This is a genomic window from Paenibacillus sp. FSL F4-0100 (assembly GCF_037993005.1).
GTDB lineage: Bacteria > Bacillota > Bacilli > Paenibacillales > Paenibacillaceae > Paenibacillus_AQ.
In genome coordinates this window covers 378,154-391,190 of sequence record NZ_CP150303.1, presented here as the reverse complement: position 1 = coordinate 391,190, position 13,037 = coordinate 378,154, and the positions used below count along the sequence as shown (strand labels likewise).

At 40.0% G+C, this 13,037-nt stretch carries 10 protein-coding genes; all 10 read right to left on the bottom strand.

The features are described 5' to 3' along the window. Window position 1: 1 nt before the first annotated feature. The 10 genes from MHH48_RS01805 to MHH48_RS01760 all read right to left on the bottom strand — a co-directional run bounded on the left by MHH48_RS01805 (window position 2) and on the right by MHH48_RS01760 (window position 13,021). Entirely contained in the window at window positions 2–1,381 is a 1,380-nt protein-coding gene (locus MHH48_RS01805) for a sugar phosphate nucleotidyltransferase (protein WP_076322555.1), read from the bottom strand. Window positions 1,382–1,384: 3 nt separating this feature from the next. After that, the gene (locus MHH48_RS01800; protein WP_083659643.1) at window positions 1,385–2,524 is read right to left on the bottom strand and encodes a glycosyltransferase; all 1,140 of its coding nucleotides are present in this window, start codon (window positions 2,522–2,524) and stop codon (window positions 1,385–1,387) included. After that, the gene (locus MHH48_RS01795; protein WP_076322556.1) at window positions 2,524–3,720 is read right to left on the bottom strand and encodes a glycosyltransferase family 4 protein; all 1,197 of its coding nucleotides are present in this window, start codon (window positions 3,718–3,720) and stop codon (window positions 2,524–2,526) included. Before MHH48_RS01795 ends, MHH48_RS01800 begins: the two co-directional genes overlap by 1 nt. Beyond that, a complete protein-coding gene (locus MHH48_RS01790) occupies window positions 3,717–4,904 on the bottom strand; it encodes a glycosyltransferase family 4 protein (protein ID WP_076322557.1) in 1,188 nt (395 codons plus the stop codon). The genes MHH48_RS01795 and MHH48_RS01790 overlap by 4 nt, the downstream gene beginning before the upstream one ends. 1,155 nt (window positions 4,905–6,059) lie before the next feature. Then, a complete protein-coding gene (locus MHH48_RS01785; RefSeq protein WP_076322560.1) occupies window positions 6,060–7,229 on the bottom strand; it encodes a glycosyltransferase family 4 protein in 1,170 nt (389 codons plus the stop codon). A gap of 48 nt (window positions 7,230–7,277) precedes the next feature. Continuing rightward, window positions 7,278–8,174, bottom strand: coding sequence for a glycosyltransferase family 2 protein (locus MHH48_RS01780; RefSeq protein WP_076322561.1), 897 nt, complete (start codon window positions 8,172–8,174; stop codon window positions 7,278–7,280). Between the two features lie 30 nt (window positions 8,175–8,204). Next, complete coding sequence (locus MHH48_RS01775; RefSeq protein ID WP_076322562.1) at window positions 8,205–9,557, bottom strand: oligosaccharide flippase family protein; 1,353 nt, start codon at window positions 9,555–9,557, stop codon at window positions 8,205–8,207. 25 nt (window positions 9,558–9,582) lie between these two features. Continuing rightward, the gene (locus MHH48_RS01770) at window positions 9,583–11,019 is read right to left on the bottom strand and encodes an O-antigen ligase family protein (protein ID WP_076322563.1); all 1,437 of its coding nucleotides are present in this window, start codon (window positions 11,017–11,019) and stop codon (window positions 9,583–9,585) included. Continuing rightward, the gene (locus MHH48_RS01765) at window positions 11,016–12,113 is read right to left on the bottom strand and encodes a glycosyltransferase family 4 protein (protein WP_144023446.1); all 1,098 of its coding nucleotides are present in this window, start codon (window positions 12,111–12,113) and stop codon (window positions 11,016–11,018) included. Before MHH48_RS01765 ends, MHH48_RS01770 begins: the two co-directional genes overlap by 4 nt. Next, complete coding sequence (locus tag MHH48_RS01760) at window positions 12,077–13,021, bottom strand: glycosyltransferase family 2 protein (RefSeq protein WP_256720521.1); 945 nt, start codon at window positions 13,019–13,021, stop codon at window positions 12,077–12,079. Before MHH48_RS01760 ends, MHH48_RS01765 begins: the two co-directional genes overlap by 37 nt. Window positions 13,022–13,037: the final 16 nt, after the last annotated feature.

Sequence of the window (13,037 nt, the reverse complement as noted above, 5' to 3'; positions counted from 1 at the left end):
TTTATGAAGTTAAAACACTTATCTTGATTTCATCCCAATTCATCGCCAATCTTACAATATCATCCTCAATCAATTCGCTGCCGGTTTGCACCTCAATGATTTCGATATCGGTGATAGCGCGTAGACTATGCCTTGCTTCAGCCGAGATAACAACAACATCCCCCTTACCAATCATTCGAACGTTGCCGTCCAATATCATTTCGCCTTGACCGGATATCACCGTCCATACTTCGCTGCGCAGCAAATGATATTGGTAACTTAAATTCTTCCCTTCTAAAATGCATATCCGTTTTGTCAATACTTCATTGCCGTTTGGATACTTGGTATAGTCGAGCACGCGATATCGTCCCCAGCGACGCTCTTCATACATAGGCCGCTGGTCTCCGAATTGGAGCACTTCCTTTATCCGCATACTGGCGCTCTTCTCAGAGACCAGAATACCGTCGGGACTAGCGGCAACAATCAAATTAGGCGCTCCGATGACCGTTATGGGAATATCCAACTCATTGATGACATGCGTATTGGAGGAATCGTCGGTTAAGGTTCCTTTTCCGATCAAAGGGGTATGAATTTCTTCGGTCAATGCATCCCAAGTTCCTAAATCCTTCCACATTCCTTTATAAGGCATAACAACGATGTTTTGCGCTTTCTCAACCACGGCATAATCAAAGCTTGTTTTGTTTATACGGCGATATTGCTGAAGCAATTCATCATATTGAATAGGAAGCGATTTCTCTATCAGATAATGAATGAGATACTCAAGCCGAAAAGCGAACACGCCGCAGTTCCAAAACGCTGTTTGTTCTATCAGCCGAAGCGCATGCTCTTCTTCAGGTTTTTCTACAAAGTGGCTCACCTTGAAGAATTCCGTCCCATTCTCTAAATTCGATGCCGACTGAGGGACGATGTAACCAAACTTCGAGGATGGATGATCAGGCAAAACCCCCATCAACCCGAGATCAGCGCCGCTTTCCAGCATTAACGCCTCTAATTCCTTTACCTTCTCGAAGAAATGATCCTCGACAAACGGATCAACCGGAAGTACGATCACAACCTCATTGAGACTGATACCTTTAATGGAATATAAATATCCCGCTGATAAAGCAATCGCCGGAAAAGTATCTCTCCGTTCCGGTTCTATGATAATTTCCACCTCATAACCAAGCTGATTTTGGAGTAGTTCTACCTGGGATTTCCCGGTTGCCACAATCGTGGATTGCTGAAGGTCCATTTGTCCTAACTGATCCCATACTCTCTGAACCATCGACTGGCGTCGTCCTGACTCCCCGTCTAATATCTTCAGAAATTGCTTGGAACGTGTCTCATTGGACAATGGCCATAATCGGTTGCCGCTGCCCCCAGACAATAGAACAATATGCATGATTTAATAGCTCCCTTCCACTTCCATAAGCTTAGCGTTGATCTCTCTTGCCCTGATCAGGCCATCGATGCTGGTCTGCAGTCGTTTTACAAATACATCCTCGCTAAATTTCTCAGCATGCTCCCGAATACATTCCGAATCCCAATCATATTGGTCAAAGCGCCTAATCGTTTCGGAAAGCGAGTCTATCGATTGTTTGTCGAAAAACAGTCCGGTCCTCTCCGCTACGACCGTGTCCAAAGCTCCGCCTTCACGGTACGCAATGATCGGGCGACCGCATGCATTCACTTCAAGCGGTGTAATCCCAAAATCCTCAATCCCCGGAAAGATAAGCGCTTGGCAATGCTGCATATAGCGGACAACCTCTTCATCACTTTTTCTGCCGAGAAAAGTAATGGTATCACCTGCTAACTGCTCAAGCCTCTGTCGATCCGGTCCATCTCCAACGACGATCAGCCGCCGGCCTAGACGAGTGCAGGCCTCTACGGCGAGGTCAATTTTTTTGTAAGATACTAATCTGGAGACAACGAGAAAATAATCCTCCGGCTTCTCTTCATCGATGCTAAACCGACTAATTTCTACGGGGGGAAATATAACAGAGGCATTTATTCCATACCATTGCCTGATTCTCTGTTTCACGATGGTAGAGTTGGCAATAAGGTAATCCACCTGCTTGGAGTTGTCCTTATCCCATGCTTGAAGGGGGAAGGTGAACCATTTAGCAATCCGCTTCACGAGATTCGGCACTTGCACGCTATCCATATAGGCTTCAAAATTCCACGCAAAGCGCATGGGAGCATGGCAATAACATACGTGCACACTCTGATTTCCCTTCCTCACACCTTTCGCATAAGCACTGCTGGAGCTTAGAATAAGATCGTAGCCTTTTACATTCATGGATCGAACAGCAAAAGGATACAGCCAGAAAAACAGTTTGAATTTGCTCAATATCCCAGGTATGCGCTGCATCCATGTGGTATAAATGACTGCATCCTTCAATTCGGGAAGCAGTTTATTCTCATCGACGATCGTCGTATAAATTGGAGCATCGGGAAACATCTTGTGGAATACAGCCACAACCCGTTCGGCTCCTCCCATCTGATTGAGGTAATCATGTACGATAGCCACTTTCAAATTCCGCATTATACAATCTCCTTTGCCCGCTGACGCTCTATCGATTCGACGCCGGGTCTCGCCAATAGCTCCTTATAGATCTGTTGAACATTATGAGATGTCTGCTTAATGGAGAACATCTCCCTTACTCTTTCCTGCCCATTTTGACTAAGTAAAGACCATACAGCCTTATCATCGAGCACCTGACGGATATACTGTGCGAGTTCATCTGTATTTCCGATTTCATACATGAACCCGCTCACCCCATGATCAATAATCTCAGGTACACCACCGCCCCTGGTTCCCACAACCGGAGTGCCTTGTGACATGGCTTCAATGATGACTCTGCCGAAAGGTTCATGGTCCGAACATAATAAAAGGAGATCTGCAGCACAGCAGATCTCCAATACATCTTCCCGGAATCCGGTGAATATGACTTTGTCTTCAAGGCCAAAAGCTTTAACCATCTCTTGCAATCTGACCAGATAACGTTCGTTCTCTTGCCTGAACTTGGCTTCCCCAACGATCCATAAAACCGCATTCCGTTCTTCACGAATAAGACTTGCGAATGCTTCTATGGCATCTTCTTGTCTCTTCCAGGGAGCAATTTGACCGATGATAGCCAGCACCTGTGCTTCCTGTGGTGTTTGTAATTCCGAACGGATATGCCCTTTAATCCTTTGTTTCTCTTCGTCATGAAAGCTCTTTAGCTCCACACCGTTATGTACAAGGTGGCACCGCTTAGCTACGGAAGGATGCTCCATACTTTGCAAGACAGATTCTGAAATACAGATCAGCGCTTTAGCTGTACTCCCTGCGAGTCTTTTGATTAGATTGCCTATATAACCTTGGGGAGGCATGTCTCGAATATGCCACACAACGGGTAGACTATGGTACCATCCGAATAGTCCAGCCATAATACCTGCTCGGATGGAATTCGCATGGATGAGATCCACTTGGCTTTTTTTCATGAGAAGAGCAAGCTTCCATCCTGCCCACAGCATCCCCATCACATAGACAACAAGCAGAAATGGATTTCTGGTCATTCGCGCCCTATAACTGGGTAGAGCAACAACCTCGATTCCTTGATTGCGTGCCTTCTGCAGCAGTTCCCCTTCGGGGGCAAATATAATCGGATGTGCCTCCGTTACATATTTTGCAGTTAACAAGAGACTGATCTCCGCACCACTTACCGTGCTTGTATGGTTATAAAAGGCGATTTTCATGTTCTGAATACCTTTCTTTTCTCAACTTCCTCCGTGAAAACAGCGGTCACCGCTTCCGCCACTCGACTCCATGTGTACCGATTCAATACATGTTCCCTGCACGCTTCTCGTGAAGGAAGGAATGAGTCTTTATTCAAAACATCAATGATTTTCTTGCTTATCGATTCAGCAGTACCGTCTTCAAACATCAAATCATCCGATACTTGATGCAAAATTTCCTTCGTTCCCCCATAAGGGGTTCCCAGTACCGGCGTACCACAGGCAAGAGACTCAACGGTAATAAGACCGAACCCCTCTAACGTGAGTGTCGGCACTAAACTGATATCAGCAGCCTGGTAGTACTCAACAAGCTCCTCATTTGAAATTCTGCCAAGCAGTTTCACATTGGGAGAAAGTCCAAGCCGAAGGATTAACGCTTCATACTCCGCCCGCATCGGTCCGTCTCCACCGATGAACAATCGGACCTCAGGGAATACTCGCACCACATCTACCATGGCATAAATCAGTCGGTCGATCCCCATCCTGCGAACCAATCTCCTGATGCAGAAGAGTATAGGTTGATAGGGGGCGATGCCTAATCGCAGTCTTAATTCATTACGATCTGGATGCGGCCGAAAGCGATTATGATCCACTGCACCGGGTATGATATGTATTTTCCGCTCATCTACGCCGTAGGTTTCGGTCAATACATCACGAAAATATTCACTAAGTACAATGAAACTATCGGAACGGCGGTAGGTCAACTGCTCCACTTGCTTTTTGATCCAATACTTTGTATTTTTTATTGCACCCGCAGTTGACTTTTCCTCTACTCTGGATTCCATGGCCCATGGTCCATGGAAGTGTGTGACAATGGGAATATGCGCAGGGATATGGTTTCTTGTAACCATGGTTGTGTAAAACGCAAAATGTGGATTAAATACATCCGGATGAAAGCTTCGGACCGCTTGAACCGCATGCTTCTGCACCGATTTCATACGTGGAAGGAAGTGGTTGAGGCGAAGCTCGTTGGTTGCGTTACTGATGTTCCAGTCTGAAGGCAGCTCCACTCCTTTAGGAGCGACGACAAAGCCCAGTTCAGAATGTCCAAATTCTTTCATGGCTTTGGTGTAATCTGCAAAATAACGGTTTAAACCTCCATGCTGGATATCGATCCATCCCATTCCGGTTGAAAGCACATTCATGGTATCTCTCTTTTCTTGATTCATAATTTGAAATATTGAACGTAATACCGATAATCTGAATCTCAGGATGCTTTCAGCGATTCCACCGAATTATGATTTATTTGACTTTTGTTATACGGAGCCCCGATTTTACCCACGACATAAGCTCCAAATCTAAATTTATGAAGCAAATAAACCGTAGCTATCGATAACAATGTACTGCCGATAAATAAAACTATAATATACCCTGAAACATTTAAAAGTTGTTGGTAGTCAACAGCCAGCATTTTATAAACTTTGTGAAAAACCTGTATATAGAAAACATGCAGCCAGTAGATCCCAAAGGAGTACGAACTAATCGCAACAAAGACCGATGGAATCTTCTTCATCCTTGAACCAATGTAAAAGAGGAAAAAGCATGTAAATGTGGTATACAGCAGCACATCAATACGTTTCGATCCTGACGATGGTAGTACATTAAAATGGAATAACGTAAGGACTAGAGCTCCGGTTAGAATACACTAATTCCAATAGCCCATCGATGTCGATTCAATGCGCTTCTAAATTTATCAAGATTCCGGCCTAGATAATATGCCAAGGAATAGTAAAAAATCCACGCACACAAAGGGAACCACCATAACTGTGTCCCCCACCTTGTATCTTGAAGATATACCCCTGCAATCTGTAAATAGATAACATTAATAATCAGGGAATAGATTACTAATCGTTCAATTCTGATGTAATTAACAAGCTTATGAAAGACGATATGAAGCAAGTAAAATTGAAATATGATAATGATGAAGTAACCGTGGAATTGTCCAAGAATTACATTATCAAACATATTTCCCAACAGATTGTTGAATGAGCCCTGCGTTAAAGAGGCCAATATGGCATAACCCAGACCCATAATTACATAGGGAATCAGTATAAATATTAAACGCTTCGATAAAAAATGCTTTGGAGTTCCATTCGGGTATGAATAAGATAAAACCAGCGCGCTGATAAAAACAAATATCGGCGTTCCAAAGAGCAGGAGCTGCATTAGCATCTTCCAAGAATCCGTTATATACCCGGCTTCGGAAGTTATATGAGGGTACCAGCTTAGCGATGAGGCGATGGAATGGCCCAGAACAATAGCTAAACATGCAATGCTTCTAAGAAAAATAACTTCTTTAATCAAAACAATCTGGTCCTTTCATTTAAGTTAGATTTACCAAGTCTAATTTCTTCATAAAACTCAATGGTTTCTTTTGCTATTACTGACCATTTATATCGCTGTGCTGATTTGTAGGCATTGATGCGTATCTGATTCAATCGCTCAGGATCTGTAACAATATTGTGCAGGGAATTTTCTATCGCTTTACTATCGGCTGGTGGGACAATAACAGAATCATATCCATCTTTAAGTATCGTTAGAGGTCCTGGGGTCGAGGTTGCTATCGGTAGTAGACCACATGCCATTGCTTCGATAAGTACCAAAGGAAAGCCTTCAGCTAATGATGGAAACATCAAGATATGCTTACCTATTAGTAACTTTGGTAAATCTTCATGGTTATATTTGCTAATCACATGAATTCTGTTATGAAATTCAGGTTTATAATCCATGAGCACCTTCTCAACGCTACATCCCGTACCAATAAAGGAAAGCTCTATACTAGGAAATTGCTCTAATATCACATTCATGGCTTTTGCAGTATACAAGATACCTTTTCTAGGAATATAACTTCCAACTTGAGCAATTTGCATTTTTTCATGACTAGGGACTGGTTTAATAGCACCACTTAAATTGAGAAAATAATTAGGTAGGCCGTTACTAATAATTCGAGAATATCGCTCATTGGCCTTTATATTCTTCAATGCATATTGAAGATCATGTTTATTTAAAAAGAGACATCCATCCGCCTTTTTAAATGAAGTGGATACTTCCCATAATCGTAATCCTCCATGATAAATAGGATATTTCCACGAAAGTTTAATATCACCAACTCTTTGTTGATCTAGTCGTGATTGGTGAACTGTATGCTCTAATCCATGACTTCTCGCTACAAGAACAGTATCCAGATTCCGCTTATTGTTTCTTAATAAACTTAAAATCCATGAATCCCCGCTTGATGCGTCGATAACATGGATTTTCTTCTTCCTTGATGTTTTTTTTACATGGAAATAAAAGAAAACCGGAAATAAAAAGGACTTGAGTTTATTTGGAATAAAGGAGGGAATATCGTCAATTGAGAAAATAGATACCTCGTGTCCTAATTCCTTATATTCTTGATACAGTTGGTATGTTACACCTGGAGCCCCTTCGTTTTTGTTTAATCTATGATGAATAGATAAAAGTATGTTCATGTATACTCACTCACTCCTTACTTAATTAGCTGCTATTCCATAGCCTGCTCAAATTATCGAATGAGAAGATGTATCCTCCAATTCCCTTTCCATTGAGTGTTTCCCTCGTTCGAACTGCACATTAGCTTTTACAAACGCATGAAACGCTAGTAATATGCCCTTCAACCCCATTTTTCTTGTGAGTGCAACAGTAAGTCGAGGCAATTCTAGTATACGGAATAACAACAAGTTCAGAGTGGAACGTTCCCACGAATGATACCTTCTAAGTGTGTAATAAATCCTTGAAAACTCCATGTGAGCTTTGTTTAACGTAACACTTGTTCTATTTTCACCCCAGTGAATTGCCCATAACTCCGGCATATAGGTAATCTCATATCCATTAAATCTAAGCTGATAGGAAAAATCCATTTCAGTTGGTCCATATGTTACAGAATCATCGAATCTACACTTAGAAAAACAGTTCACTGGAAACCATGTTACAGGATCAGAAAATCCTCTTGGCTGTTGTGAAATATCGATTGGAATTCTTCGATATCCCCAGAAGTCTGGTTCCGTCGGAATTATATACCCCTTGGTATCTTTCAACCTACCAGTAAGGACAATATTCCTGTTTACTGTTAGCAATTTCTCTAATGATTTCTTGATAAAATCCACCGGGAATTCCATATCATCGTCTGTAATTAGAATGTATTCTCCATTAATGTTGTCAATTATATTATTTCTATTGGCACCAATCCCTTTCTTTGGTCCCTCTATAACCTTCCAGGTATACCTGATGTCTTTTACTGTTATTTCCGAGCCATCATTAGAAATAACCAACTCTCCGATTGAGAGTCCTCCTCCATTCGTTATACAATGGTCAATACTATTTTCAATAGAGGTGACACATCTAATTAAATCATGATATCTATTACGTGTTATTATGCCGATACTAAGCGTTAACACATTAAGTCTCCTCACTATTTTTTCGAATTATTAATGATATTCACGAACTGATCCCCGCAGTTTATTGAGTTGTAACCTAATTACGTTATAGATTCCTTTTGCATCACTCCATGTAGGAATTACAGCTTTATAAGAAATTTGGATCATTCGTTTTCTATACTCATAATAAAAAATAGCCAATCTCAAGATGCTAGTAAGTAATGTTACAATTGCTGCTCCTAACAGGGCCCAACGATCCAAAAAGACATATAAGGATATGATGGTGAAAACAAGGATTATAAGTTCTGATTTTGTATTAATAAATGTCATACCTGCTCCATTCAAAGCATTACGAAGAACATTTGAAAGGCTGTTAAACAATAGATTTGGAAGAAGAACCAACGCTGGAAGGATAGCAGCCTCAAACTCGTTACCATAGACAAACGGTAAAAGAAATGGAAGAACTAAAGCCAACCCAATAGAAGAAGTACCGATAAGAATGATTGATTTACGAAATATTTCTGTCACACGGTTATGAACCTTTCCTATATCTTCAGCAGTTAGCTTAGGTTGTGTCGTGATGGCTATAGTAGATGTAATTGTCTTTAGTGGAGAAATGGCGCTCTGTGCTGTAGAGTACAAACCAAGTGATGCTGGAGGTAAAAAAACGGACAAAATCATCTGAGTAGAGTTATTCGATGCCATACCCGCTACATCTCCACCTTGTGATTTTGCCCCATATTTAAATGCTTTCCACATCAAAGGCCAGTCGATCTTAAGGCCAATGTAATTCAGCTTTAAAATTTTAATTAAATTTAAAACAAATAAACTACTTGAGGTAATAAATGAAGCATACAGTGCGGATCTGGCATCGAGGATCCCAAACAAAAATAAGCTCAACATCAATAAGGTGGTCACTCCTGGAATAGCAATACGAAGCATGTTTGAATAACCAAACTTTTCATCTCCTGCTAATGAAGCCATGAGTACATCGGAAAATGCTAAGTAAATGATTCCAACAAAGTAAATTCTCGCTGCTACCACCAATTCTGTATCGTAATCGACCGTTATAAGTGGAACAATTACCAACTCTGAGATTATAATTGCTAAAATGCAGGCGATTAAAGTGTACACAAGAAAAGTTGTAAATATCACCTTTTTGGGTTTGTCATGTGATTTCCAATAGTAAAGGACAGTTTGATATATACCAAAACTAAGAGCCCAGTATAATAAATTTGTCCACATTGTGATTGCGATATATTTCCCTCTACCATCAGCCCCCAACCCTCTAGCAAGTAATACACCTGATAATAAAGTAATAAACATGATCATAATTTGGCTCCCAAAATTCTGGAAAAAGTTGCCTATAGTGGTGGTTTTGTTTGTTGATTTTTTTTTTGGCATTTATGTAAGCCCCTAACATCCAAATTCATTTCAATAATATTGCAACGGCTGGCCTATCTTTATTGAAGTCGATTTTTGTTATTGCTATCGATACGAATAACCAAAACAATACACCCTGATAACCAAGCAAACCACCACCAAATAAAAAAGTAACGAATAGTTGAACAACTGATGAAAGAGCCAGTGCCCTAAACATGTTATTGTTGAGTTGTTTGATATGCCAAAATAAAGAAAATAGACCGATAAAAAAGACTAAGCCACCTATGACACCAAAAGTAGAGAACACGCCAAGGTAACCATTATCTACGCTGCCTAAACCAGCAAAACTCTGACCATCTCCCAGTATTGTACTTCTGCCGATGCTTCCAAATCCTCTTCCTAGTGGATTCCCTAAAATCTGGGGAGTAGCTGTTAGAACAAGCTCTATTCTTTCCTGAAAGGAGTGATCCTCGTCAATATTTTGAAAGGTTTCAATCCTAGAAGTAATGTTTTCTGCACCTGGCAATTTACTTATTAAAAAATATGAACAAATTCCTATTAGAACAATCGAGATAATCTTGCCTATCTTCTTTCCTTTCTCCATAAACGCAATATAGGCAACTAAGCCAAAAATTAACGTAATCCAAGCAGAGCGGACCAAAGTAATGAACAAAGCAGTTATAACCAAAGCGATTCCCAGCGACCCAACTGGTCCTCTCCACCTTTTATTCATTATCATGAACACGACTACTGTGGATAAAAAAACAGCAACTGGTCCTTGTGAGTTCATTGTCGAAAACATGCGGAAGCCAAGAGGTTCCGGTTTACCGATGGAGTTCATATTTGCATTTACAAGCCAAAACTTATCCCATGATGGCAGTGTGAGATATTGGAACCAACCGTAAATCGAAACTATGAGGGCATAACAGACGATAACTCTAATCATATTTTCTATCTCTAGTTGGCTGAATGATTTATAAAAAAAGTAGAAGAATATTAGTGCAGGAGCAACATATCCTATCGCATCATAAATACCTGAAGTCTTATTTAATGCCACCCCTAATATGGTCGCATAAATATAGGAAACAAGAAAAAATATGTAAAATCGATTACTGAGGAACTCTTGTTTCATACTTCGATTTTTATTATTTCTCAATATGCTAAACAACAGTGTAAATGTCACAATGTGCGGCAGAATTAGAATTAAGGAGAATTGTTGGAATTCTCCCACTGACCAATCCAAATATCGTCGTAATGCTGGTGAGAAGACCCAACAACCAACGATATACGGAATAAGCATTGGATGATCTCGTAAAGACAGAATTAATGCGGGTACAAACGCTGCGAACACACAGCCAATCTGAAGCATTATATTAGTATGATTTGGTGTAAATAACCCAATAAAAATCGCAATTATGATTACGCAACAATAGAGTAGTATGTTTTTTTTCGGTTTAATGAAGATAGCCTCATTAACAATCATTGTTTCTCCTCATAATTATTATTTGAATTCAAATAAGTCAAGTATTTTGCAATGATATTCTCCCATGATTGCTGTTCCGCAAACTTTATAGCCCTTTGGATAATCATCTCATATTTATTAATATTTCTTAATGAAGCAATTAGAGACTCTCCTAGTTCAGAGTCCTTGACAATCACCCCATATTTTCCATTATCCAATATTTCATCTGCTCCTGGATTAGGAGTTGTCACGACTAAGGTTCCACTTGCCATGGCTTCTAAATAAGGGAGTCCAAATCCCTCATATGTAGAAGGCATACAAAATATATGAGCTTTTCTGTATAGAGACGCCAACGCCTCGTTAGTTAGATTATTGAAATAGGTCACTCCATCAATTGATTCATCACGATTACAAACCATCCACAATTTGCAATTAGGGATTTCCTTTTTTATATTAGATACATATAAATTACGGAGTAGACGCCCTCTTTTCCTACTATCTAAAGCTCCTACAAACAATATAGTCGGTTCTTTCTCTTTTTCCGCCGGAAAAAAAAGATCTCTGTCTACAGGTAAATGTAGAACTTCATCTTGTTTTCTGTTTTTATATAATTTCTGAGTATCTTTTGAATTATATAAAGTTACTGTAGATCGTTTAGATGAATATCTTTCTAATAAATAAAGAATGGAAAGGTTCATTTTTCTAAGCAATCTATGGTTATGTTGAAGCTCCCTTATAGCACTTCCATGCATGATACGGACCCACGGTACTCCAGCCCGACGCATCGCCCAATCATCACCATTGGAAATAACAAGATCGTACCCATCAAAATTAATTTTTCTACCCTTTAACGCCGTTAGATAATAACGCTGGAAACGCTTGTTAATATCTACTGATTTCGAGAGTGACTTTATATTATAATTAGCGTCTTCTAGCAAAGAATTCATTGTTATAGCCGTAACTTCATGACCCATATCTGAAAGCTTGGTACATAATCTGTGATTGAAGTGACTGACTCCGCCTGTTCGTTGATTAGGTGTAATCAATTCAAATGCAACTACAGCAATCCGTAATTTCTTTATGCTTTCAATAGTCCCTTTTTGCTGAGTCTCCATGTCCTCCACCCTTCGACTCTTCCTTTATAAGAAATTATAATTTTATTAAAGCTATTGTATTTCTCTCTAGGGAGCATTCTAACAAATTGAATAGCTCCCGGTGAGGCCTTACTTCCAACGAGAATGATCCACACTATAAGTAACAATCTCCTAGTCCAATTGGAATGTTTAAGTAAAGTATACGTCTCGTTATGGGCAGTATTAAAAAACGCAATCTCATTAAATTGGTTCCGTTTGTCCTCATCGAATCTTTCAGCCGGGAAATGATCAACACACAATTGTGGGTCATAGATTAGTTTCCAGCCTTTCTTCTTAACAGAAAGACTGATTTCCATCTCGTTATATACTTGGGCACCAGTACCTTTTAACATTTCATCAAATTTCAGTCCTTGAATTGCATCTTTCCGAAAGCTCATATTAGCTCCTTTAAGGATATCTACCTCCCTTGTTTTACCTATTCCAATATGATGGTTACCAATGATTCGACCATAGGGCTTGATAATTCCGACCTTTTGTTTTACAGCTGGAATCGTTTTCCCTCGAGAATGTACAATATCTCTTCCTCCTACTCCTCCTACAGTAGGTTCCGTTAGATAATAATTTTCAATTTTTGCAAGCCAATCCGTATGGGGAACTGTATCATCATCCGTTAGCACCAAAATAGATCCTGAACTTTGCTCAATCCCGCAATTCAATGCAGCTACTACACCTGTCTGTTCAATAAGAGCGATCTTCAAATTCTTTATAGAAATTGCAGATATGCGATCTAATGTACACTTATCCGTGCTTCTTACTACAACAATGATTTCATCGGGATATCTAGTTTGTCTTTTAATTCCTTGCATACAGTTTAAAAGAGCTTCAACCCTGTTATAAGTCGGAACGATTACGCTTATGGTCATATTCATTTTCTAAACACTCCAT